Source organism: Ruegeria sp. CE8 (genome assembly GCF_056537465.1).
Genome location: NZ_JBQFRP010000024.1, coordinates 1 through 23,697 on the forward strand (window position 1 = coordinate 1; position 23,697 = coordinate 23,697).

At 52.8% G+C, this 23,697-nt stretch carries 19 protein-coding genes; 3 read left to right on the forward strand and 16 right to left on the reverse strand.

Features of this window, described 5'->3' with window-relative positions; translation table 11 throughout:
* Nucleotides 1-158: 158 nt before the first annotated feature.
* The 4 genes from ACR0AA_RS23015 to ACR0AA_RS23030 all read right to left on the reverse strand — a co-directional run bounded on the left by ACR0AA_RS23015 (nucleotide 159) and on the right by ACR0AA_RS23030 (nucleotide 3,942).
* A complete protein-coding gene (locus ACR0AA_RS23015) occupies nucleotides 159-824 on the reverse strand; it encodes a sugar transferase (protein WP_480666321.1) in 666 nt (221 codons plus the stop codon).
* A gap of 743 nt (nucleotides 825-1,567) precedes the next feature.
* Nucleotides 1,568-2,701 (reverse strand): DegT/DnrJ/EryC1/StrS family aminotransferase, encoded by a 1,134-nt coding sequence (locus ACR0AA_RS23020; RefSeq protein WP_480666320.1) that lies wholly within the window; start codon nucleotides 2,699-2,701, stop codon nucleotides 1,568-1,570.
* A gap of 3 nt (nucleotides 2,702-2,704) precedes the next feature.
* The gene (locus ACR0AA_RS23025; RefSeq protein WP_480666319.1) at nucleotides 2,705-3,349 is read right to left on the reverse strand and encodes an acetyltransferase; all 645 of its coding nucleotides are present in this window, start codon (nucleotides 3,347-3,349) and stop codon (nucleotides 2,705-2,707) included.
* A gap of 2 nt (nucleotides 3,350-3,351) precedes the next feature.
* Nucleotides 3,352-3,942: a sugar transferase gene (locus ACR0AA_RS23030; RefSeq protein ID WP_480666318.1), complete on the reverse strand. Its 591-nt coding sequence runs from the start codon at nucleotides 3,940-3,942 to the stop codon at nucleotides 3,352-3,354.
* A gap of 123 nt (nucleotides 3,943-4,065) precedes the next feature.
* Between ACR0AA_RS23030 and ACR0AA_RS23035 the strand changes: the two genes are divergently transcribed.
* Both ACR0AA_RS23035 and ACR0AA_RS23040 read left to right on the forward strand, forming a co-directional pair.
* Nucleotides 4,066-4,329 (forward strand): spike base protein, RCAP_Rcc01079 family, encoded by a 264-nt coding sequence (locus ACR0AA_RS23035; protein ID WP_480757705.1) that lies wholly within the window; start codon nucleotides 4,066-4,068, stop codon nucleotides 4,327-4,329.
* Nucleotides 4,326-5,105 carry a hypothetical protein gene (locus ACR0AA_RS23040; protein ID WP_480757707.1) on the forward strand — a complete coding sequence of 260 codons (780 nt, stop codon included), beginning with the start codon at nucleotides 4,326-4,328 and terminating at the stop codon, nucleotides 5,103-5,105. Before ACR0AA_RS23035 ends, ACR0AA_RS23040 begins: the two co-directional genes overlap by 4 nt.
* A 29-nt stretch (nucleotides 5,106-5,134) precedes the next feature.
* On the opposite strand, the gene ACR0AA_RS23045 is transcribed toward ACR0AA_RS23040, so the two are convergent.
* The 11 genes from ACR0AA_RS23045 to ACR0AA_RS23095 all read right to left on the reverse strand — a co-directional run bounded on the left by ACR0AA_RS23045 (nucleotide 5,135) and on the right by ACR0AA_RS23095 (nucleotide 20,334).
* Nucleotides 5,135-6,268 carry a glycosyltransferase family 4 protein gene (locus ACR0AA_RS23045; protein WP_480757709.1) on the reverse strand — a complete coding sequence of 378 codons (1,134 nt, stop codon included), beginning with the start codon at nucleotides 6,266-6,268 and terminating at the stop codon, nucleotides 5,135-5,137.
* Nucleotides 6,265-7,545, reverse strand: coding sequence for a Vi polysaccharide biosynthesis UDP-N-acetylglucosamine C-6 dehydrogenase TviB (gene tviB / locus ACR0AA_RS23050; RefSeq protein ID WP_480757711.1), 1,281 nt, complete (start codon nucleotides 7,543-7,545; stop codon nucleotides 6,265-6,267). Before tviB ends, ACR0AA_RS23045 begins: the two co-directional genes overlap by 4 nt.
* Nucleotides 7,546-7,626: 81 nt before the next feature.
* Nucleotides 7,627-9,588, reverse strand: a complete 1,962-nt coding sequence (asnB, locus tag ACR0AA_RS23055; protein ID WP_480666313.1) for an asparagine synthase (glutamine-hydrolyzing) — start codon at nucleotides 9,586-9,588, stop codon at nucleotides 7,627-7,629.
* Between the two features lies 1 nt (nucleotide 9,589).
* Nucleotides 9,590-10,675, reverse strand: a complete 1,086-nt coding sequence (locus ACR0AA_RS23060; RefSeq protein WP_480666312.1) for a glycosyltransferase — start codon at nucleotides 10,673-10,675, stop codon at nucleotides 9,590-9,592.
* A 76-nt stretch (nucleotides 10,676-10,751) separates the two neighbouring features.
* Nucleotides 10,752-11,882 (reverse strand): glycosyltransferase family 4 protein, encoded by a 1,131-nt coding sequence (locus ACR0AA_RS23065; RefSeq protein WP_480757715.1) that lies wholly within the window; start codon nucleotides 11,880-11,882, stop codon nucleotides 10,752-10,754.
* 11 nt (nucleotides 11,883-11,893) lie between these two features.
* Complete coding sequence (locus ACR0AA_RS23070; RefSeq protein WP_480757717.1) at nucleotides 11,894-13,186, reverse strand: flippase; 1,293 nt, start codon at nucleotides 13,184-13,186, stop codon at nucleotides 11,894-11,896.
* A 294-nt stretch (nucleotides 13,187-13,480) separates the two neighbouring features.
* Nucleotides 13,481-14,767, reverse strand: a complete 1,287-nt coding sequence (locus ACR0AA_RS23075; RefSeq protein WP_480666309.1) for a hypothetical protein — start codon at nucleotides 14,765-14,767, stop codon at nucleotides 13,481-13,483.
* A 91-nt stretch (nucleotides 14,768-14,858) separates the two neighbouring features.
* Nucleotides 14,859-15,872, reverse strand: coding sequence for an SDR family NAD(P)-dependent oxidoreductase (locus tag ACR0AA_RS23080; RefSeq protein ID WP_480666308.1), 1,014 nt, complete (start codon nucleotides 15,870-15,872; stop codon nucleotides 14,859-14,861).
* Nucleotides 15,869-17,173 carry a UDP-glucose dehydrogenase family protein gene (locus ACR0AA_RS23085; RefSeq protein WP_480666307.1) on the reverse strand — a complete coding sequence of 435 codons (1,305 nt, stop codon included), beginning with the start codon at nucleotides 17,171-17,173 and terminating at the stop codon, nucleotides 15,869-15,871. The genes ACR0AA_RS23080 and ACR0AA_RS23085 overlap by 4 nt, the downstream gene beginning before the upstream one ends.
* Before the next feature lie 768 nt (nucleotides 17,174-17,941).
* Nucleotides 17,942-18,430 (reverse strand): NUDIX domain-containing protein, encoded by a 489-nt coding sequence (locus tag ACR0AA_RS23090; RefSeq protein ID WP_480666306.1) that lies wholly within the window; start codon nucleotides 18,428-18,430, stop codon nucleotides 17,942-17,944.
* On the reverse strand, nucleotides 18,427-20,334 hold the full coding sequence (locus tag ACR0AA_RS23095) for a polysaccharide biosynthesis protein (protein WP_480666305.1): 1,908 nt from the start codon (nucleotides 20,332-20,334) through the stop codon (nucleotides 18,427-18,429). Before ACR0AA_RS23095 ends, ACR0AA_RS23090 begins: the two co-directional genes overlap by 4 nt.
* Before the next feature lie 741 nt (nucleotides 20,335-21,075).
* Here ACR0AA_RS23095 and ACR0AA_RS23100 point away from each other — a divergent pair.
* Nucleotides 21,076-23,235, forward strand: a complete 2,160-nt coding sequence (locus ACR0AA_RS23100; protein WP_480757721.1) for a polysaccharide biosynthesis tyrosine autokinase — start codon at nucleotides 21,076-21,078, stop codon at nucleotides 23,233-23,235.
* A gap of 70 nt (nucleotides 23,236-23,305) precedes the next feature.
* Here ACR0AA_RS23100 and ACR0AA_RS23105 read toward each other — a convergent pair whose 3' ends face one another.
* A complete protein-coding gene (locus ACR0AA_RS23105) occupies nucleotides 23,306-23,581 on the reverse strand; it encodes a hypothetical protein (protein ID WP_480757723.1) in 276 nt (91 codons plus the stop codon).
* Nucleotides 23,582-23,697 lie beyond the last annotated feature (116 nt).

Here is a 23,697-nt window from a genome sequence, read left to right on the forward strand (position 1 = left end):
AATTAGAAATTAAAGAACAAAATATGCTGGTGAACTTATGGCGCGAGAGGTAAAATTCTTTTTACCTTCAGACAAAATGCTTTGGGTTATTGGTGAGAAATACCGCAGATGGGCACAAAGGCCGGCGGTGCGAAGCAAATCCCAAAGATCACATTTTCTTACGCGCCGTCGCACCGTGCCATGACAGCAAGTGTTCGCCAAACGATACGTGCTTCCAGAGCCATGCTGGAATTGGCGATATAATAGAGGTCGGCCTGAACTTTTTGCCGCGTGGCATCTGTACCTTCGACATAACCCAACTCAACTTGTGCCCAACCCGTGATTCCGGGGCGTACACTGTGGCGCGCTTGGTAGCCTGGGACGTTGGACAGATAGTCTCGGGCATGTTCAATATAGTCCGGCCGCGGACCAACCAAACTCAGTTCACCCTTTAAGACATTGAGAACTTGAGGTAATTCATCGATGCGTGTTTTTCTCAGAATTCGGCCCAGCGGAGTGATTCTGTCTTCCTCCAACGGGCAATCTGCTGTGCGCTTGATCCGTTCTACCGGGCGCATAGAGCGAAACTTGTAAGCTGTGAAAGGCACACAGTCCCGCCCCATCCGCTCTTGCGAAAAGATAAGCGGACCCTTGTTCCAAAGAGGGTTCAGGATCAACAAAACTGCACTGCACAAAACTGCTAGAGGGACCAGGAAAAGAACGCTGACCACCAAGTCAAACACGCGTTTCGCGACTTGAAAAATGAGCTTTGATGTTACGTTCGAAGTATGTGCTGAGACAGGGGATTTCGGAGCTTCCGAGTCAGGAAAACCAAAGTCAAACATAACAGCTCGAATACCTTACAAATCTTACCGTTCAAATTTTGAACAAATTTACCCCGTGTTAATCCTCTAGTAATGTTGCCGCGATCCCGTCAAGCGCAAAACTTAAAGTGCAGTTAAAATTTGTTCGGTCGACCGGGATTAATCGAGCGACGATCGAAATTGTCTATTTACATAACATCCGAATTTGTAATCGTGACGTGTTCCAGGACAAAAAATTCGAGCTTAAGTTAATAAGCTTAAAGAAGAACATAACATTTGTTGATCAACCCTTACTAACTACCACACCGACCCGATAGCGGGAAAAAGGCACCTCCTGAGCGTATTTGCTTGTTCGATTTCGGCACTGACAACTCTTTCGTTGACATGTGCCTTCTCAAATACAAGCGCGGTCATATTGGCCTGAATTCTGAAGTTGATTGTCCGCAGAAACGTAGCGCCTTGGCGTTCTTCATCAAAGTCAACAAACAGCAGCCAGAAACCAACGAGAAAAACAAGTTCGATTTACTGCCGCCTGCCTTGAAGGACAGGCGGCTAAATTGGCGAGAGCTCAGGTTATGGTTGTATAAATTTTCAGATATTGGTTATTTGATTTTTTCCAATTGAATGAAGAAATGGGAATCAAAACACTTTTGAATCCACGCTGTGCCCGAGGTTCAAGACTCACAAACTACAAATGAAAAGAACAGCGAGGGCGACAGCTCGGACGAAACCTTTCGGGTATCTGCCGAGCCGCCCGAAGCTGTTCAGCGCGATGCGTCAAGCAGTGAAGTGACCCGCTCAATCACCTCATCCTGCTGATCGTTCGTCATATCGCTCCCAGATGGCAGGCAGATGCCGGTGGCGAACAGACGTTCGTCGACACCCGTTCCATGATAGGGTGTACCGACGTAAAGCGGCTGCATGTGCATTGGCTTCCAAAGCGGTCGGGCCTCAATCTCATCTTCCAGCAGCATCAGGCGGATGTCTTCACGCGTAACGCCGGTCTGCGTCGGGTCGATGGTCAAGGCTGTGAGCCAGCGGGTTGATTGGAGCCCGTCGGCTTGGGGCATGAAGTTAATACCCGGGCGAGCGAGCGCCGTCTTGTAGCGTTTAAAAATCTCTCGGCGTCGCGCAACTCGGTCATCGAGAACTTGCATCTGCCCCAGCCCAATGGCCGCACAGATGTTAGACATCCGATAGTTATAACCATAGGTAGAATGCTCGTAATGCGGGGCCGCATCTCGGGCCTGAGTGGCAAGGAAGCGCGCCTGATCAGCCCAGTCCTTGTGGCGCGTAACCATCATGCCGCCGCCCGAAGTAGTGATGATCTTGTTCCCATTGAAGGACAAGATCGCAGCATCTCCACCAGTTCCAGCCTTGCGGCCGTTTATGTACTCCGCACCAAGGCTTTCGGCGCTGTCGACAATGAGGCGGACACCATATTGGGCGGCGAGACTTTCCAGTGCATCGAGGTCAACGGACTGGCCATAAAGATCTGTAGGCACAATTGCCTTGGGCAGACGGTTCTCAGTGGCAGCGCGGGTAAGTTCATCAGCCAACAGAGCGGCGTCGATGGTCCAGCTTGTGGGGTCGAGATCAAAGAAGCGCGGTTTGGCACCAAGGTAATTCACCGGGAAGATGCCACCCGCAAAGGTCATCGAGGAAACCCAGACCTCATCACCCGGACCAACGCCGGCAATGCGCAGGGATAAATGCAGGGCGGCGGATCCTGAAGACAATCCAACACAATGGACGTCAGCGCCAAGGTACTCTCGCACCGAGTCCTCGAATGCGTCGAGTTGCGGGCCGAGCGGCGCTACGAAGTTTGATGCAAAGGCCTCGGCAACGCGATCTTGCTCGTGGCCGGACATATGCGGGCGGGAAAGGTATATACGCATGAATTAAGCCTTGATGAGGGGTTTGGCCGGATTGCCGACGACGGTGACGCCGGGCGGAACATCGCGTGTGACAACTGCACCCATGCCAACGGTAGCGCCAGCGCCAATCATTAGTGGCTTATCGGGCGTACCCTGGCGAATGATCGCTCCGGTGCCAATATACGCGTTGTCGCCGATGTGGACGTTTCCATTGCACTTCACCCCTGGCGCGAAAGTGACGAAATCACCGATTACGCAATCATGCGCGACATATGAATATATGTTCGCGTGAAAATGGCGTCCGATTTTGACGTTTGAAGTGATGCTCGAGAAACCGCACAAAACCAGCCCCTCCTCAATGCGCACCTCATCTAAAACGCAGCTGGCCGCTGCCCGAACATCTAAGATCGTCAAACCAGCATCGGTGCATTTCTTTGCGAGCTTTTGTCGGACGCCCCCATCTCCGATTGCTATCGTGATCGCACGGCTGTCCGCCGGGTATTCCAAAAACTGAGCAAATGACAAGCATTGATGGCCGTTAGTGTTGTCGTTGTCAGCATCGTCTACGAATACACATTCTGCATTGGGATCGTGACCGACCTGTTGGCGCAAAAGCGGCATTACTTCACGGCCAAAGCCACTGGCGCCGTAAACCCCGTACAAATTCACTATTATTCTCCCGTGAACCTTGGCATCGTCGCTTCACCCGCCGCTGAAATCCCTTCACGTTTCACAACTTTTCGGATCGTCAGCCAGATGATCTTCAAATCAAGCTTGAGGTTGCGGTTGTCGACATACCAGACATCCAACGCAAATTTCTCGTCCCACGAAATCGCATTTCGGCCGTTTATCTGTGCCCAGCCCGTAACGCCAGGGCGCACCTCGTGACGGCGGGCTTGTTCTTTGCTGTAAAGCGGCAGGTATTCCACCAGCAGCGGACGTGGCCCGACGAGGCTCATGTCGCCCTTCAGCACGTTCCACAGTTCCGGGAGTTCGTCGAGCGAACTGGATCGCAGGAAACGACCCAATCGCGTCAGCCGTTCAGAGTCGGGCAAAGGATTTCCGTTCGCGTCGATTGCATCGCGCATCGTGCGGAATTTGATCATCTGAAAGGGCTTACCGCCGAGGCCAGGGCGCGTTTGTCGAAAAAAAACCGGAGCCCCCATCTGCCGCCGGACCATCAGCGAAACGATGATCAGGACGGGCGACAGAACCAATAGCCCCACACCTGCGCCAACAACATCCAAGACGCGCTTTTGCAATTAATAAACTCCTACCAATCCAAACGGTTCATAAACCCAATCGACGCCTTTCTGCGTGATCTTTCGGTGAACTTCAATCACGGGCGTTCCTCTGCGCCCCCTTTCAGCAAAAAAGGCTCCGGAATGAATCCCTTTGCAACTCATGCCCGCTCCATCCACGGTCCAGCGACCGATGCACACCCTGTTACACCGCAGGATTCCACCGAGTTGCCGATGGTTGCCATCGCTCTCTATGTCGAGACAGGTGGAGCGATTGTGGTCGACACTGTGGCGGGCGAAACCCGCAAAATAACCGTCGCCGACTTCTCGTTTCTCCCATTGGGGATAAAGCGCGTCCATGCCACCGGTACGACGGCGCAAGGTATCCATGCACTGGTGCTCGCATGAAAACCATTTGTGACCTTTCCCTGACCAGCGCGCCGCGGCGTTCGCGCCTGTGGTCACCATCTGAGTTGTTCGTTGATGGCGCGCAGGGTGCCTGGTTTGATCCATCTGATTTGACGACGCTCTTTCAGGATGCCGCCGGCACCACACCGGTCACGGCAACAGGCCAACCGGTGGGAAGAATGTTGGACAAGTCCGGAAACGGACACCACGCCGTGCAAACCTCATCAGCGGCGCGGCCCATCTATCGACACGTCAATGGGCGCCATTGGTTGGAATTTGATGGGATCGGTGCCTGGATGGTACTGGCGGCACCGGTCGACATAGACACAGGACAGATAGTTGCCGGGCTGGTGGAACCGGATAATGCTTCGCCACGCTCCATCCTTCTTTCCGGTGCAACGTCTGGGTATATTGTAATCGCCGGAAGCGGTGCCTCACGGTCGCTCGCAAAAAACGATAGCGGCACGATCATTCCTGTCGACACACCGGGTTACTTTCCGATGACCGACCACAAAGCAATTACAATCCGCGTGGACGGTAACAAAATCAGTGCAAGTCGCAAAGCCGGCGGAACCGAGTATACCAATGCGACCCCGGCAGCGGCGAACCTGAACGCCGCGCACGTGCTGATGGCTTTTTCACCCGCTGGTGAACTTCCTGCACGGATTGACCTGTTCGGCTTGTTGCTGTTCTCGACGTGGCTTGAGCCCGGCGATCTGAAAAAATGCCTGGCAAATGTTGATGCAAGGATTTCGCCGCCTGCCGGTCCCGTTTGAGTATCGAGCCTAAATTGGGGTTGGGCTTGTCACAGCCCCATCGCTTCCATCATGTGTGCGTTCACTTTTCTCACATCATACTTCTCTTCAGCGATCCTTCGAGATTGTGCGCCCATTTGAGCTATTGCACCAGGGTCGCCTACAAACTTGCGCATGGCCTCAGCCAGTGCCTCAGCATTACGGACCGGCACAAGAAACCCGTTTACCCCTTGCTCAACCGTCTCACGACATCCTGGCGCATCGGTCGTAACAATGGGTCTTCCCATCGACATTGCTTCGAGGATCGTGCGTGGCGTACCCTCGCGGTAGAAACTCGGCAAGACATAGACATGGGCGGATGAAATCGCAGGACGCACGTCTGACAAGCTGCCATGCCAGTGCAATAGTCCGTCGTCGTGCCATTGTTTCACGGTGGTTTCAGGCAACCCGTTCGGGCTTGGATCAATAGGGCCGACAAGGTGAAATTCGGCCGGAATATTGCCGTCCTTGAACCTCCTTGCCACTTCAGCAAACTCACGAATTCCCTTGTCACCAAGCAGCCGCGCAATCAGGAGGAACCTCGTCGGGTATTCAGGGAAATCCGCAACAGAGAAATCTTTGGTATCGACACCCGAACCGTTCACGATGCGGGGTGCCAGTTGAACCGGAAGCAACCCCCTGTCCGAGAACTCAGCCGCATCATCAGGGTTTTGAAAAATTACTCCAGATGCGCCACGCAAGGAAACGCGATACAAAACTTGCAGCAGGCGCTGAAGAAATGCTCTCGCGCCTTTAGCGTTGTCGGTAAACGCAAAGCCAAGTCCCGTAATGAGCGCAAAGAAACACGGGACTCGCGCTAGGCGGGCCGCGATCCCGCCCCAAACAACCGGCTTGATCGTGTAGGCCAGAACGGTTTGTGGTTTGACGGTTCTGAAAAGGTGAACCAACGCCAGCAATGTCCGGAGATCCGACACAGGATTCATCCCGACCCGCTTCAACGGAATGTCATGCGGAGACGCGCCAAGTTCCCGCAAATGTTGGCTGATTTGTGGATCGCCATTGATACCGGGCGCGGCAACATGAACATCATACCCAGCCGAGGCCAAGTCCTGAATGAGATGGCCTCGAAAATTAACTAGCGATTCAGCGAGGCCAGCAACAACAAGGATACGCTTTTGGGTCATAGCCTGATGTCCGCCTCATTTTGTTCAAGCACGTATTTCAGGTCGAAGATCACATGGGCTCCCGGAACACCCAAAGCGCGCAATCCTTCTTCACCCAACTCCTTGAAACGATCGTGGGCAACAGCAATCACAATCGCATCATATGAATGCGCTTCCGGCTGATCGATCAGTTGAATTCCGTACTCATGTTCTGCTTCCGTATGATCTACCCAGGGATCGTACACGTCGACGTCCGCCCCGAATTCGGACAATTCACTAACGACGTCGACAACTCGTGTGTTTCTGATGTCAGGGCAGTTTTCTTTGAAGGTCAATCCCATCACAAGGACACGGGCTCCTTGCATATGAATACGGCGGCGGCTTAACTCTTTTGCCAACCGTGCCGCAACGTATTCGCCCATGCTGTCATTCAGACGACGTCCGGCCAGAATAATCTGCGGGTGGTATCCAATCGATTCCGCTTTGTGGGTAAGGTAATAGGGATCAACACCGATACAGTGACCGCCAACCAATCCCGGGCGAAATGGCAGGAAATTCCACTTTGTACCCGCAGCCTTCAGCACGGCCTCGGTGTCAATGTCCATCTTGTTGAAGATCACCGCCAGTTCGTTGATCAATGCAATGTTCAAATCACGCTGGGTGTTTTCGATTACCTTGGCAGCCTCGGCAACTCGGATCGACGGTGCCTTATGTGTTCCGGCTGTGACAATGGATGAATACAGCTCATCGATTTCATCAGCGGTCTCCGGCGTCGAGCCGGCAGTGACCTTGGTGATGGTGGTCAGGCGGTGGAGTTTGTCACCGGGGTTGATCCGTTCAGGGCTGTAGCCAGCAAAGAAATCTCTATTGAACGTCAGGCCGGACACACGTTCGAGTATAGGAACGCAGTCCTCTTCAGTGGCGCCCGGGTAGACTGTCGACTCGTAAATGACGATATCCCCTTTTTTCAGCGCCTTGCCCACGGTTTCCGAGGCTTTCAACAATGGGGTGAGGTCTGGACGGCGATCACTGTCGATAGGTGTCGGAACGGTCACAATAAAAATCTGGCATTTTGCCAATTCGTCTATGTCCGACGAAAAGCTCAGGTGCGCTGCGCTGGACAGTTCATCGGCTTCAACCTCAAGAGTGGAATCCTTGCCAGACTGCAACTCAGCAATACGTGCTGAATTGATGTCAAAACCTACGACTGGGCGGTGCTTACCGAATTCAACCGCCAGAGGCAGTCCGACATAGCCAAGTCCGATTACGGCAATTTTTTTGGGTTCTGGGTTATTCATATGAGTTCTCGTATTTTAAGGTTGTTTGAAAACCATATTTGAGAGGGTCGTATCTGATCTGGTGAACGATCCCTGATCAGGTCAGGCGGGCTCCAGCAAAGAGGTGCATTCTTCATTCCGCAACCACGCCTGAAACATCAAGATGTCCCAAATGTAGTAGTGCGCATTCGACACTCCTGATTTGTGTCGGGACCAAAGGTCAGTAATGGTTTTTTCGTCAAAAAAACCATCATTGCGCAGTGCCGACGGATTCAACAGATCTTCCGCCCATTCGGCGAGGGGACCGCGCAGCCATTCAGCCAGCGGAATTCCGAAGCCCATCTTGGGACGTTCGATCAGCTTACGGTCAACGTATTTGTACAGAATGTTTCTCAAAGGCCATTTCGACTGCCCATTGTGCGTTTTCCACGCGACCGGGAACCGCTGTGCGAATTCGACGACTCGGTGATCCAGAAACGGTACGCGTGCCTCAAGGCTCACAGCCATGCTGGCGCGATCCACCTTGGTCAAAATGTCGTCCGGCAAGTAGGTCTTGAGATCCGCATACATCATCTGGTCACGCATGTCTTTGCGGTCTGGCCAATCGTCGCGCCGATCAAAGAGAGTTTTGGGTTCCTCTCCGTCCAGAACGACCGAATTCGGATCCTTAAAATGCGACACGAGATGCAAGTAAAATCGCTCATGATCAGTCAGGCGAAGAACTTCCGCCAGTTTATGTGCCCTGTCCCCCGCGCCAAGATAACGGATGCGTCTGGGCAGGTTTGAAAACACAGAGTCGATGGAGCCTGATGGGATACGAAGAACTGTTTTTGAGATCGCATGCCTTGCCGGTTTGGGAAGAAGCTTGAGCTTGTTCCAGACATTATAGCCCATGTTATAGCGGTTGTAGCCGCAGAAAAGCTCATCCCCTGCGTCGCCTGAGAGGGCAACTATGACCTGTTCGCGGGCGATTTTGGACACGAAATAAGTTGGAATTTGCGAGGAGTCCGCAAAGGGCTCGTCCCACATTTTGGGCAGAGATGGTATCGCGTCCTGGGCGTCCTTGAATGAGAAATAGTGCTCGGTGTGATCGGTTTGCAAGTGAGCTGCAACCTCTTTGGCAAAAACCGCTTCGTTGAACCCGGCCTCTTCGAACCCGATCGAAAAGGTCTTGATTGGCTTGTTGGCTTGCGCCTGCATCAGGCTGACAATCAGGCTGGAATCGATGCCGCCAGACAAAAACGCCCCCAGAGGAACGTCAGCCATCATTCTGATTCCTACGGCATCCAATAACAGCTTCTCCAACTCGTCGCTGGCGCTTTCGGCATCCCCCTGCAGTTGGTTTTGGGCACCACTGTCAAAGGCGTCTTCAAGGCTCCAGTAGGGAACGGGCTCGGGTAAGTCAGCGGTGATATCGCTGATGGTCACACAGTGGGCCGATGCCAGCTTGTAGATACCTTCATAAATCGAATGCGGTGCTGGCACGCAGTTATGCCGGAGATAAAGCGCCAGAACGTCACGATTAACCCGACCTTCCCAACCCGGTACCGCTTTCAAGGCTTTCAGTTCCGAGCCAAATACAAAGGCGTTTCCAACTTTTCCGTAGTAGAGTGGTTTTTCGCCCATACGGTCCCTCGCAAGGTGAAGTTGGCGAAGTTTACGGTCCCAAATCGCAATTGCGAACATGCCGTTCAATCGACGAAGCATTCCTTCAAGGCCCCAGGCGTCCAGAGCGGACACGATCGTTTCAGTATCCGAATGGCCGTTCCAACCTGCATCGGCACTGATTTCCTCAATCTCTTTCCGGATATCCAGGTGGTTGTATATTTCACCATTGAACACAACCACATAGCGGCCAGAGGCGCTATGCATTGGCTGCCTGCCAGCTTCTGAAAGATCGATAATGGCAAGCCGTCTATGTGCCAGTGCAATTGCCGGGTCGTTATCGTGCCATACATCACCGGAATCCGGCCCGCGATGCACGATCAGATTTGACATGTTTCGTGCAACGGTCGCGATTTCTGTCCTCGGCGTTTTCGCCCAGATACCTGCAATTCCACACATTTCAAATTTCCTTAAGAAGCGCCGTGTACAGCGTGCGGTAGTGATCTGTTATGTTTTTCAGGGAGAATTCACCTGAAATTCTGTCGCGTGCCTTGCTGCCCAAGCCGGTTCTTTCAAAAGCAGGCATGTTCAGGAGTTCCAAAACGGCCTCGGCAAATGCGGTGGGGTTCGCGGATGGTACGATCTTCCCGCAAGACCCAATGACGCGCGATGCGTCGCCAACATCGGTGCTTACGCAAGGAACACCGCATAGCATTGCCTCACCTATGACGTTTGGAAAGCCCTCTCCCCAGCGGGACGTCAAGCAGGACAAGTCAAACGCTGGCATAACATCAGGAATATCAGAACGTTGGCCAAGCAGATGCACTCTGTCCATCTGCATCCGCTCGAAAAATGGCGCGATTTCTCGGTTATCTGCAGTCAGCTCACGCCCGACAATTACGACGTGAACTTTCTTGTCACGGTCTAGGATTTCGGTGCATGCCTTCAATAAAACCGGAATATCCTTCATTGGGTGATATCGACCAACATAGCCGACAATAGGGGCCTCTTCCGGAATTCCCAGTTCCCGTCGCAACTCCTTACGGGCCATTGGGTTCGGTTTCCACTTTTCGGGCGAAAACCCGTTAGACAGAACCAGACTACGGTCACTAAATCCGAACTGCTCGTGTTGGTCCCGTGAAAGTTCGCTGTTGTATACGATCTTGGACGGGCGACGAGACAAAAACCGGTTCGCGCGAATTACCAGTTGAGTGCCCCTTTTTTCACGGCCAAGGTCGTACAAGCTCTGACGGATATTCCAAATCGTCTTTGTTTTTCCGGCCACCAATTCGGACATCAAATTGCCGTGGTACATCCAACCTTGGATCAGGTCAGGCCGGATTGATCGAACCAGTTTTCGCGCAGTGACCAAGCTTCTGAAACTTGGCTTGCCAGGGTTCATCCCTAGTGTGTGAACTTCTACGCCTTTCGCTTGCAACAGTGGCCCGTAGTGCCCGAGGTCCATTAGCGAAATAACCAGATTGTCAAAATCATGGCGCAGCTCACCTGTGAGAAGAGTGTGCAAAAATCGCTCAGCTCCGCCCACGTTCAGACCGGTAGTTATGTGCAAAATACGGGGTTTAACCATTAAACTTTCCTGCCTTAAGCGACCTTGGGATCCATTAACCCTTGGGGAAGAGCAGCGAAAGCCACTGGTGCGAAACATGTTCGATTGAATAGCGCTCGCGGACAGCGGTTGCGTTTGCGGAAATTTTCGTAAGCAGATCAGCGTCGCTCAGTAGTTCGTCAATTGCAGATTTCATTCTGGCGACATGGTTGTCGTCAGGCAGGATTATTCCATTTTCCCGATTTTGTATAAGTTGACGGGGGCCAGCAGCGATATCAAAGCATATCGCTGGCAGTTTATAAGACATTGCCTCAAGGACAGAGTTCGGAAACCCTTCGAAGGACGAGGGAAAGGCGAATACGTCGGCTTGACTGTACCAAGCCCCGGGGTTGTCCATATGCCCAAGAAGAAAAACCCTGTCTGCAACGGAAAGCTGTCTGCTCAATTCCTCCAGATCTCTTCGTTCAGGTCCTTCTCCAAGGATAACGAGGATGCTATCTGGAAATTTGTCCGCCAGATCAGCAAAGGCGCGAATTAAAACATCGTGTCGTTTGGAAGCGATTAGCCTTCCCGAGCTTAGAATAACCTTCCTGCCATCGACCAGAGTCTGGTGATCCGCTTCCAGTTCGGATGCTCCGGGAAGCGGGTAGCTGACCGGGTTGGGAATGACGACAACATTGCTGCTAGGGCAATTGTCAGACAGCCAGCTTTCTGCTTCGCTTGTCTGCGCGACAACCGCATCAGAGAAACGATACAACCACCTTCTTAGTGTCGAAAAAACTCTGCCGGTCTCTTTAAGGCGTGCCGGAGGGAAACTTCGTTCTGAAACAAAAATTGGGTATTTCGTGCCGGCACCCGCCAGAAGACTGGCGACATTCACGTCCGTTAGAAATGACACAATCGCGTCGGGTGAAAACTCCTTGAAAATGCGGCGCAAAGCAAAAATTCTGACAAGCTTATTGCGGTTCCCTGCGACCTGATCGGCCAGGTGGACAACTGTAATGTCGTCCCTGAGATCATAACCTTGCGAGGTGCGCACAGATGCAATCGCAACAATCATGACTTTCGCACCAAGTTTGGCCCAGTGGTTGCAAAGCAGAGAGGCAACGCGTTCTGCACCGCCACCGCCAATTGAACTGAGGCAAAAGACGATCTTGCGCCCCTCTAGGTTCTGTGGATCTTTCAAACCAGTTTCCATTACTGAAGAATTTTCTTTCTTTTGGCGACCACCCACAAAAACGGGTGCACCGCGGCAACTGTTAATGATGTCGCGGTCGCGGCCCCGATCAGACCAAAGCTCGGTATTAGGGTGAGGTTCAGTAGAATGTTCATCCCAGCAGCGACCCAAAGTACTCGGGAAACCAGCTTTTCCTGTCGGCTCATGCTGAGCAAAATACCGAGGGGCCCAAAGCTTGCGTTCACGCAATACCCGGCACTCAGAAGAACCAAAGGGACATAGGCCGCGGCGAAGGGTTCTCCGAAGAACAGCGTCAGCAACTCATCGCCAAATACAGTGATGATCGAAAACAGAACCAACGCCACTGACCGGGACAGAATACGAAAACGGCGGAACTCTGAACTCAGTTTATCCCGCAGATGCGGTTCATTTAGTTGGGCAAAGATCGGGGCACCAATCAGTTGGGCGATTTGCAAACCAAAGGTGATTAGTACTGCGGCTTGTGAGGCAACGCGATAAAACCCGACCTCGGACGTGGGGACAAACCAAGCCAGCATTAGAATATCTGCGTAAGAGTTCAGAACGGCTGCGGCGCCGATCAGGGAAAAAGGCAAGGTGTCTCGCAGCAGGCTTTTCCACTCCACCCGTTGGCCGCCGGACATTCCCTCATTCGGAAACGGACGCCTCAATTCATTTTGTGCGATCAAAAACACGGCGAGTGTCATGAAGGCATACAGGTAGATTACGGTTTGGGCCGAAAGTGTGTCAGGCTGAACGAAATAGACTGCACTTACCCCCAAAAGCACCAGCGCTGGCAATAGAACAGTTTCAAGGAATAGAGACGTCGAAACCTTTTTTAATCCCCGCAAAACACCAGTCGATAAACGCAACACGGATGTCAGGATGAGTAGCACCAAAGCACCCAGGAATACGGGCCCGCCGGAGACTATCCGAAACTCGGGCCAAGACAAATAGACTGCCAAAAACACAGCAACGGCAAAAGCTGATGTTGCCAAGACTACTCTGATCGCAACCTTGTAAGTTGTCCAAGCAAGGCCCCACCCCTGTTTGCCGGTGAGGACCGCGATTTCCCGCGTCAAAAACACCGGCAGGCCTATACAGACGAAAATCGCTGCGACGCTTACAAACGTGTAGTTGACAGAAAAAATGCCGAAATTCTCTGGCCCCAACAGCCGGGCCAAAACCATCGAGAGCACCAAAGCCGCAACGCGGCTTAGGACTTGCACACAGGCATTGGAAAAAACAACAGATGTAAACGCCCTGAATCGTTCAGGAATGAATATCGTCAACACTTACTTTCAGGACTCGTTTAAAAGGGTAAATCGGTTGTACCGGGCGGATGTGACAGGGTCTTTGCACTCAAGCTCGCTGCGGAACAAGTACGTCACGCTATCGGGTATGTTTGTCGTGGTGCGGACCAATGTCGTTGTGGATTTTTCGATAGTTTTCTGGCGAGGAGCATGGCCGGAGCCCCGAAGCCCATTCATACGGATTCCAGCCAAATTTTGTAAGCCTTGACGCACAAGCCCTCTTAGCCACAAGCGTCGCAATCCCATTGCAATCATTGCCCTTCTCCCTTCATTGGTTCAGCGACGCCATTTCAATTTGGCCACCAGCCATACCAGGAACAGTGTGGCGATAAGAGCAAAGTTCCGTGTCACAATGTGCTCTGGTTGAGTATAAAGAACCCCAAAAATTGCAACCTTTAATGAGATATACGAGGTCAAAGTAGCCCTTATTCCTTTGGGCTCTATGCGATCCAGGAACCTTTGCAGTTTGCGAAGAACAAATCCCCATACCACTCCGGTCAAAGGCACACCAATGACGCCAAGTTGGTAGTACCCGAGAGACAGCAGATCGACGGGAATGCCCCCTGTAACTCCAACCGTCCCTCTCTCGGATCCAACGACCAGATAGGTGTTCTGCGCGCTCACCAGCGGAAAATAGTCCGCGTAAAACGAGGAAGGCAGAAGGTATACCGGCAAGAAAAGAAAATCTCGGAAAAAATAATACTGAACTTCAGCAGCATTAATTATTGAAACGAACGACGCAAAGGGGAACGAAAACTCATTGAAGAAGAAGAGTGAGATGGATTCGCTGCTCTTGACTTCGAAATACGCGCTAAGAAAGAACGCAAGCAGGACCACCCCTGCCATCAATATCATCCCCCGAACAATCAAACCAACTGCGCTGCTGTTCGCGTACAATGCACGCGCAAGTACGAGGGATAGAATGAAAACCAAAAAGTCCAGACGCCCGAACAACGTGTAGTAGACATAAGCAGAAAACACGGCTGATATCAGGAAACCAATTGTTCTTTCAGTGCTTTTTTGCTGCAACAGCAACCCGAAAAACAGAAATGTTGCCATCGCCGAGAACAGCCCAAATGGCTGAAGAAAGGAGAATGGATTAACAGTTTGGCTAAGCCCAGATCGTATAGCAAGCGCGGCAGCGTCTTGGGTAAGCGCCCAAAGGCCCCCATGCGCCCGGCTATACAGAACCTGCGCTACGACGGCGACACCGAGCAACACCCAGGCCAACACGCTCGATCTTATTTGAAGCGCTTTGTATTGCTTCCTTTTCCCGAGTGAGATGTGCCAGCCAAAAATAATACCCAACACCAACATCAGAGCGAGAAGGGTGTGCAGCGGCCAAATTCCCTGCGTCCCTTCGAGCCACGGTTCCCAGTAATATCCATCTATCGTTCCGAACGAGAATATTACACTGGCCCAGCCAATTCCGTAGGTTCCGGCTATGGCCAGCAACGTCCAATCCAGCAAACTGGTGACATTTCGCCTGATCGCGCGTTGCGCCACGTAGAGTGAAACGAATGCCGCAAAGGCAATCGCCAAGAAAAAAGCGAGTATCGCCATTATCGTTCCTGAATGCGCGTCAACCGATCAAATGTAACGGCCAGTTCAGCAGCCCCGAAACTGGGCGACCGAATTGGCCCTATGGCGGCGTCTATACTTTCTCGGGGTGGTAGTATTCCATGTACCAATCGGTGAACTTTTTGACGCCGACGCGATAGTCGGTTTCGGGGCGATACCCGGTCAATTGCTGCAAAACAGAGGCATCCGCCCAAGTCGCAGGCACATCGCCGGTTTGCATTGGCATGTATTTTCGGATGGCTTTTTTATCCAGGGCATTTTCGATGGCCTCGATATAGTCCAGCAGGCGAACCTTCTCTGAGTTGCCAATGTTCACTACTCGGAACGGTGCTGCCGAAGACAAGTTGTCTCCTTTGACGGCGGTTTCCGGACCACCAGGGACCGCATCAATCAACAGCCGAATTCCACGCACGAGATCCGTTACATAAGTAAAGTCCCGCCACATTTCTCCGTTGTTGTAAATGTCAATTGGCGTGTCTTCCAAGATGCCTTTGGTGAACTTGAACAAGGCCATATCGGGGCGTCCCCAAGGGCCGTAAACCGTAAAGAAGCGGAACATTGTCGTCGGCAAATCGTAGATATGAGCATAAGAATGCCCCATCGACTCGTTTGCCTTTTTGGTTGCCGCATAAATTGTCAGTTGCGTGTCGGCTTTCTGTGTCTCTGAGAACGGCATCTCGGTGTTCGCGCCATAGGCAGAACTGGTTGATGCCATCAGCAGATGCTGGACCGGGACGGCGCGCGCCGCCTCCATTATGTTGAACGTCCCGACAATGTTTGCGTCAATATAAGCACGCGGGTTTTCAAGGCTGTATCGTACGCCAGCCTGGGCGGCGAGATGGACGATTACGTCCGGTTGCGCCGATGCGACCGCTGCTTGCACAGCGTCATTGTCTTCAAGCATCGCTTGGGTGAATGAAAAGTTGGGATGCTGGCGCAGCATCTCAATCCGGCGCTCTTTTAAGCGCACATCGTAATAGTCGGTCATGCCGTCGAAGCCGGCGACAGCCCACCCTTCCTGCAATAGCAGTTCTGCAAGGTGAAAACCGATGAATCCACCGGTTCCAGTGATGAAAGCTGTTCTCAACGTCCTACTCCCTCATAGGCCTTGAAACCGGCCTTTAGTGCCGATTCTCGATCATAAATATTGCGTAAGTCGGCCATGGTCGGTTCCGCCATCCCATCAGCCAATCGTTTCAGATCCAGCGCACGAAATGCGTTCCATTCCGTAAGAATCATAACAATGTCGGCCCCGGAACAGGCGACGTAGGGATCTTCGATCCACTCCACTTTGGGCAAAAGTGCTTCGCCTTCTTTTCGACCATGAGGGTCGACCACACGCACCTGTGCACCGCTTCCGATCAATGCTGGCACCACCGTCAATGACGGGGCGTCGCGCATATCGTCGGTCTCGGGTTTGAAAGTGACGCCCAATACGGCAACGATCTTACCATTGACCGATCCGCCGCACAGATCGGTCACCTTGTCGATCATCCGTCGTTTGGTCGCTTCGTTAACGGAGATTACGGACTCAACGATGCGTTGCGGTACGCTATGTTCCTGCCCGATCCTGGTTAGTGCCGTGGTGTCTTTGGGAAAGCAGGACCCGCCATAGCCAGGCCCTGCATGCAGAAACCTGTTACCAATTCGGCCATCCAAACCCATGCCCTTGGCCACTGATTTTACGTCTGCGCCGACCCGTTCACACAGCGCTGCAATCTCGTTGATGAAGCTGATCTTGGTCGCAAGGAACGCGTTGGCTGCATATTTGATCATCTCAGCTGATTCCAAATCAGTATAGACAATCGGAAAATCGCGCAGATATAGGGGCCGATAAATCTTGCCCATCACGGACTTTGCCCGGTCACTTTCAACACCCACCACCACACGATCGGGTTTCATGAAATCATCGATCGCTGCACCTTCACGGAGGAACTCGGGGTTTGAGGCAACGTCGAATTCAGCGTTCGGATTTGCGGCGGATACCACCTCCGCCACTTTGCGGTTTGTGCCTACAGGCACCGTAGATTTTGTCACTATGACGGTGTAACCGGTCAGCGCGTTCGCAACGTCTTCGGCTGCGGCCATCACATAGCTCAGATCCGCGTGCCCTTCGCCTCTTCGGGTTGGCGTGCCGACTGCAATGAAGACCGCATCCGCGCCATCAACGGCCTCGGCCAAATCGGTTGTAAAGCGCAAGCGTCCAGCCTCGACATTGCGTTCCAGGACCGCTTCGAGACCGGGCTCGTAGATCGGCACCTCGCCTCGTTCAAGTTTCTCAATCTTATCGGCCATTTTGTCGACGCAGACGACCTCGTGGCCAAAATCGGAAAAACACAAACCCGAGACGAGCCCTACATATCCGGTCCCGATCATTGCAATCTTCATAAGTTGAATATCCCTTAATTCGGATGCCGGAATTGATCCCGAAATTTTACTAGGCACCAACGTGCCAGACAGTTTGGTATCATATGGAATTCCGGCAAGAGCCCTTTATTGATCGCGGCAAGCAGCACTTAGTGCGTCCCCCAAGCTAACGCCGACTTCTAGGACCCATTCGCGATGCGGTGTTCGCGGGTCGCCCGGAAAATGGTCAAGCGCGCAGAAACATGTGTGTCTCTGTAGCATGTCGCGTCCGCGGGCCATGTCGGGATTGTCTCAGGTTACCACACAAGGGCTAACCGTAGGGTGCCTTGTTGGATGAAAATTGAAAGTGTTGGTACTGTCCTCATTACTCAGCACGAGCGTTAACAAATGCTGCACGTGCACACAAGTCGCGACCTGAGCCGTTTGCGCTTTTCGCGGGCGGTCCCTGAAGGTGAGGCGGCACAGGGGTTTGACGGAGTTCATGGGCGGCCCGCTCATGCCTTAGTGGGGGCGGTCAAATTACATGCGGTGTGCCCCCACACATAAATGAGATTTGGCGAGCCTTTTGTGCTCACAAAACTTCCCCGTCAAACCCTAAATGTTAGAACCAGACCGTTTGCCGAAATCGATTGGCAGGAACTGCAATACATGTCGGTGAGCACTCGCATGGCGCACAAAAGGTTGGCCACCCCGCGAAACGGCTCCGGGAGTTTCAACCCAGGTTGTTTCACCGCGCAGCTACAATGAGAGCTGTCTGAGATTGGCGAAGCATCTGTGTCAGAGTCTGGCTTACCAAGTTAGGCCGGGCGTCTTTTTCTCGACTATTTCTCGCATGCGCCGGACTGTTCCTGGATCGGTGCCTTCGGGAAGGTTGTCAAAGCCGAAATAACCGACTTCGGCAATCTCCATACTTACCGTTTTGTCCGGCAGAGTTCCTTTGACTTCGCAACAATATACCAGCAAGTGATCCCGCTTACTTACACCCAGGTTGTTGAACACGCCGTAGAAAACGGGCTTTCCGGATACACTAAGCCCAGTCTCTTGATACAATTCGCGCCTCAGGGCATCCTCGGTTGTTTCACCCTTTTCGACACCACCGCCAGGGAAGTGCCAGCCCGGAATGTAGGTGTGGCGCACCAACAAGAATTCACCATCATTCGACCGAACAATCGCGCGCGCGCCAAGGGTCATGCCGCGGACTATCAGGAAATAGGCATGAAGTACTCGTATGAACAGACGGCGCCATAACCCCCCATCTTTTTTTGACGTCGATGTCATGCGGGCATTCCAACCAGGTCCGCCGCAGTATTCGTGGTTGTTGTTTTAAGACGACCCTGCGTTGCGCCCCACAACAGATCAGAAATCCCGTTGCCCATCGGCGCGTATTCCACTGGCAGCTCATGTAGAATTGTGATGATCTCCGGCAAGTCGAAAGTTTCGCAAGCCCGCATGAGCCGATCTAAAACGGCCATCAATTGATCCATTGGAAGCGATACTTCCGAAGCCGTCATGATCCGAGGATGCTGCGTGGGTGACGGATTGTTTCCGATCAGAAGTTCTTCAAAGAGCTTTTCACCCTTTCTCAGCCCCGTCACGCAAACTGGAATATCGCCTTTTTCCGGATCGAAGTGATCCGGGTGATCAGCCAAATACGGCTTCAAACCGTGAAGCTTCACCATACTCATGGCCAGATCGAGAATTCTTACAGGTTCGCCCATGTCGAGAACGAAGACATCGCCTCCTTTTCCCATCGCGCCTGCTTGTATCACAAGTTGCGATGCTTCGGGAATTGTCATGAAGTATCGGTTGATGTCCCTGTGTGTGACCGTCACCGGCCCTCCGGACTCGATCTGTGCTCGGAAGCGTGGGATGACCGAACCGGATGATCCCAAAACGTTGCCGAACCGCACCATGGAAAACACTGTGCCCGTCGCCTGTTGCGCATGAGCCTGGCAGATCAATTCGGCAATTCGTTTGGTCGCACCCATGACATTCGTTGGACGAACGGCCTTGTCAGTCGAGATCAGAATAAAGTTCTCAACACCCTGCTTCTGAGCGGCCGAAGCAATTGCAAGCGTACCAAATACGTTGTTCCGAATGCCCTCGACGATGTTTTCCTCGACCAGGGGCACATGTTTGTAGGCAGCAGCGTGGTAGATGGTCTGGACGCCAAACGCCTCAATCGCCGCCTCAAGACGGCGATTATGCTGAACGGAACCCAAAACTGAAACGACCTCAACGGGCAATTTCAGGCGGGCAACAGCGGCTGACAGTTCGGATTCAATCGTATAAAGCGCGAACTCGGAAACTTCGTAAAGTACAAGCTTGGTTGGCTTTTGATTCAGGATTTGGCGGCAAAGCTCGCTTCCAATCGAACCTCCGGCTCCGGACACCATGACAACGCGATCCGCGACGTTCTTCGCAAGCATTTCCGGATCAGGCGCCACAGGATCGCGGCCCAGCAAATCCTCTGCAGAGACCGTCCGCAGTTCGGAAATATTGGCTTTACCGCTGATGATCTCCGACATTCCGGGAATTGTTTTGATCTCAAGCTGCAGATTCTCAAGGTCGTTGACAATTTCCCGGCGATGCGCGCGGCTCAATCCCGGCATTGCCAGCAATACCACGCGCGTGCCGGTTGCCTGCACCAAATCCGGGATCCGATCTGGTGCGTAGACTCTCAATCCACCTACAACCAGATTTCGCAGGTTAGGGTCATCGTCCACCAAAGCGATCGGAGCATAGTCGTACCCGTGATACAGCGAATTCAACAACTGTAGCCCTGCTTCTCCTGCGCCATAAATGATTACGGGTCGTTTGTTCGCATGATTGGGAGTGCGAAAAAAGGTTCGGGCAATGAAACGCAGCCCTCCGACAGACAGAAAGATGAAAACGGCGAAAATAAAAGGGACCGATCTGGGAATTCCCGCATCAAACAAAAGGCCCGCGCCATACAAAGCAATCGCTGCAATCACAGCGCCTTCGCCAACTATGATGAGAATTTTTCCGGTGAGGAAACGGATCAGAGCCCGATAAAGCCCCAAAAACCGAAAGGCTACCAGCGCAAAAAGGACTGAGGTTAGGACGGCCGCCCAAACATCTTTCTGGATCAGGAAATCTGTGCTCTCGAGCCTAAATAGCATTGCACCCAGAAATGATGAGACAATCAGAATTGCATCCATAGAAAGCTGCAATGCAATTTTTCTGCGCCGGCTCAACGTCGAAAGATGGCTTGTGTAATTTGACAACGAAAAGTCCTTAAATCAATTTGGAGTTGCGCCAAATCGCCCGGCCCAAGGCAGCAAGCCAGGCCGACCAACGCGGTTTCGCTAGCCGATTGTTTTGGGTGCGCGCCAATGTGACCTGAGTCAGAGGGTCAGCCGCAGACTGTTTAGATCTCATTCAAGGGCATGCATTTTGCGAGTGAAGTGACTTGTTATGCTGCTTCATATTTCGATTTGGAAGAATTCAGATCGAAATGGAGTATTATTCTGAGACACGCGTTTCTTCTGTTTGGCTGAGTAAATTGATAAGCTGACCTCCCCGCAGAAGCTGCCCGGCATCGGACCTGTGTCGCAGATTTTTAACGGTGCTTAGATGAAGCATATGCAAATGTTAAGAGTAAACGGGTTCCTGAGGATCAAACCAACAAGACTAACGGAAAGACCGTGGTTTTTATGTTGCCTAACCGCCCAAGAAAGCTGTCGCAACAAAGCTTTGGTCGCCCGCGATATGAGTGAATCTCGGCGACAACCGTCACGAAAAAAAAGCATAGTTTTATGCGTTTCTCACATCGGCGTGATCCTGTTTTAACGGTGCGTCCTGATGGCCAGTCGAGACCTTTATTTGTTCAAGAAAGTGATGTAGGGAGCGCCGATCGCAGCGGTTCGCGTGTGCGTTTCATCTGGGAATTTTAGTTTGATATGAACCAATCGCCAATTCATGACGGACATTTCAAGTCGAGAAACAGTTCGAACCGCGCTCCAAACCCTGTTCCAGTTTCCGATCCTCCCGAGGACGACACACTGGATCTGGGTGCCGCGGTTGCCACACTTTGGCGCGGCAAATGGATCATAGCTGTTACGACCGCAGTAGCGATATTTATTGGCGCGCTTTATGCGTTTGTCGCGGCCGTTCCGCTGTACCGGTCTACGGCCGTGGTTATTTTGGAGACCGATCAGGCAAGCGTTGTTGATCTGCAAAGCGTGGTTGGGGGCTTGGCGGGCGACACAGCCGAAGTCAACTCCGAGCTTGAGGTGCTCAAATCACGCGGCCTGATGGGCAAAGTGGTAGACAAACTTGAGTTGGTTTTGGACCCCGAGTTCAATACTGCGCTACAGCCTCCATCTGCGGTCGACGGGGCAAAAGCGTTTGTCAAATCCATGCTGGGCGTCGGCCAAACACCTGCACAGCTCCCGGAGGAACTGGCCGAGCAGGTGACTCGGGACCGGGTAATTTCGAATTTGTCGCGCAAAGTTTCGGTTCGGAACGTGCGCCAAAGCCTTGTTTTCGAGGTAACGGCTGAAACGGAATCGGCGCTAAAATCCGCCTTGATCGCAGACACTATTGTCGAGCTATACGTTCTGAACCAGATCGAAGTGAAATTCGAAGCAACAGAGCAGGCAACTGCGTGGCTGACTGGACGTGTGACTGAGTTGCAGGTCGAGTTGGAGACGGCCGAGGCGAAGGTCAACGAGTTCAACGCGACCACGGCATTGATTTCGCCGGAAGCGCTTCAGCTTCAGGAAATCCAGCTGAAGGATTTACGCGAACGCAGCGTGGCTGCCGAGTCAACCCGCGATACGGCGCAGGAACGCTATGATATCCTACAGGCAGCTGGCACCCGCCCGGAACAAGCCGAGGCCAGCAATGATCCGCAAATCGAACGTCTTTTTTCCAGTATCGACCAGAACGGTTCGGGCGAGGTTGATTTTGACATTGCCTTTCAGCGCCTGATTGCACGTACTGCGCTTGAGGCACGGCGCGCGACACAACAGGTAAATGCCTTGTCGCTGTCAGCCGAAGAGTTGGGCAAACAGATTGCACAGCAGAGTTCGGATCTTATCATGCTACAGCAGTTAGGGCGTGAAGCCGAAGCTGTTCGGCTGCTCTACGAGTATTTTCTGGCGCGACTGAAAGAGACTTCGGCACAGGAAGGCATCCAGAAAGCGGATAGCCGGCAATTGTCGAACGCGGTTATCCCAAGCACTCCATCGGAGCCGCGCAAGTCTAGAATTCTCGCGCTGTCAGCGATCCTGGGCATTGTGCTGGGCGCGGGTATCGTTTTGCTGGTTGAAGCGCGGCACAAAGGGTACCGGTCCGCAAAAGATCTGGAGCGCAAAACCGGCTACAGTGTTCTGGGTCAAATTCCGGTATTTCCCAGCCGCGGGCGTCGCAAAGTTCTGGAGTATCTCGCTTCCAAACCGTCCTCCGCTACGGCTGAGGCTGTGCGAAACCTGCGCACCTCGCTGATGCTTTCCAATGTGGACCGCCCGCCGCAGGTCATAGTGATGACGTCGTCGTTGCCGGCGGAAGGCAAGACGACGAATTCGCTGGCATTGGCGCAGAACTTTGTGGGCATCGGCAAGAAGGTTCTGTTGGTGGAAGGCGACATTCGTCGCCTCACGATGACAGAGCAACTGAAAGGCGTTCCAAAGAAGGGGATCGTGTCGGTTCTGGCTGGGGACGCTACGCCGCAGGACGCGATTTTCCAGGACCCGCTGCTGGGGTGTGACATTCTCGCAGGTGAGAGGACATCAGCCAATGCCGCGGACCTGTTTGCCTCGGAGCGGTTCCGGCAGTTCTTGGAAGAAATGCGCGGTCAGTATGACATCATCCTGATTGATACGCCTCCAACCCTATTGGTCTCTGACGCGCGTCTGATTGCGCGCAATGCGGACGCCGTGTTGCTAACAATCAAGTGGAACGACACATCCGAACAGGATGTGGCCGAAGCCATGCGCCTATTCCATAACGATAATCAGCGATTGACTGGCCTTGTGTTGGGTCAAATCAACACCCGCACTGCCAGACAATATGGCTATTCCTACGGCAGTTACGCGAACAATTACTATAACAACTAAACGCTCTAGCCGATGTACAAAAAAATAGCGCACCACTGAGGTGCGCTTTTTTGTTTCTAAGCAATCAGATTTAGTTCGTGCCGACCGTGCTTGTGGTGCTGTTTGTCGAACCACCACCTGCTGCCGCTGCAACACCCACAGCTGCCGCTGCAACACCAAGCGCCGGAGCGACAAGGGGAACAAACCCAGTCACACCGGCTGCCGCCGCACCACCAGCTGCGGCTCCGGCTCCACCTGCACCAGCGCCACCGCCCGCACCGCCTTGGGTTGCAGCCGTGGCTCCTGCATCCTGGGCATACGCACCTGTCGCGGAAAGGGCCAAAACCAGAAGGGTCATTCTGATCATTTTGAATCTCCAAGATTAAATCTTGACCGGACGCTATCACATCCGATGTGAGCTGAGAATGCCGCCATCGCAAAAAAATCGGTAAAACTGCTGCGAAATCCGTGTTTTTCAACCGG

Excerpts from the sequence above, each read along its gene's own strand:
- ACR0AA_RS23105 (WP_480757723.1), bottom strand. The coding sequence starts at position 23,581 with ATGATCAGAATGACCCTTCTGGTTTTGGCCCTTTCCGCGACAGGTGCG.
- ACR0AA_RS23085 (WP_480666307.1), bottom strand. The coding sequence starts at position 17,173 with ATGAAGATTGCAATGATCGGGACCGGATATGTAGGGCTCGTCTCGGGT.
- ACR0AA_RS23035 (WP_480757705.1), top strand. The coding sequence starts at position 4,066 with ATGAATCCCTTTGCAACTCATGCCCGCTCCATCCACGGTCCAGCGACC.
- ACR0AA_RS23090 (WP_480666306.1), bottom strand. The coding sequence starts at position 18,430 with ATGACATCGACGTCAAAAAAAGATGGGGGGTTATGGCGCCGTCTGTTC.
- ACR0AA_RS23040 (WP_480757707.1), top strand. The coding sequence starts at position 4,326 with ATGAAAACCATTTGTGACCTTTCCCTGACCAGCGCGCCGCGGCGTTCG.
- ACR0AA_RS23015 (WP_480666321.1), bottom strand. The coding sequence starts at position 824 with ATGTTTGACTTTGGTTTTCCTGACTCGGAAGCTCCGAAATCCCCTGTC.
- ACR0AA_RS23020 (WP_480666320.1), bottom strand. The coding sequence starts at position 2,701 with ATGCGTATATACCTTTCCCGCCCGCATATGTCCGGCCACGAGCAAGAT.
- ACR0AA_RS23075 (WP_480666309.1), bottom strand. The coding sequence starts at position 14,767 with ATGGCGATACTCGCTTTTTTCTTGGCGATTGCCTTTGCGGCATTCGTT.
- ACR0AA_RS23100 (WP_480757721.1), top strand. The coding sequence starts at position 21,076 with ATGAACCAATCGCCAATTCATGACGGACATTTCAAGTCGAGAAACAGT.
- tviB (WP_480757711.1), bottom strand. The coding sequence starts at position 7,545 with ATGAATAACCCAGAACCCAAAAAAATTGCCGTAATCGGACTTGGCTAT.
- asnB (WP_480666313.1), bottom strand. The coding sequence starts at position 9,588 with ATGTGTGGAATTGCAGGTATCTGGGCGAAAACGCCGAGGACAGAAATC.
- ACR0AA_RS23045 (WP_480757709.1), bottom strand. The coding sequence starts at position 6,268 with ATGACCCAAAAGCGTATCCTTGTTGTTGCTGGCCTCGCTGAATCGCTA.
- ACR0AA_RS23095 (WP_480666305.1), bottom strand. The coding sequence starts at position 20,334 with ATGGATGCAATTCTGATTGTCTCATCATTTCTGGGTGCAATGCTATTT.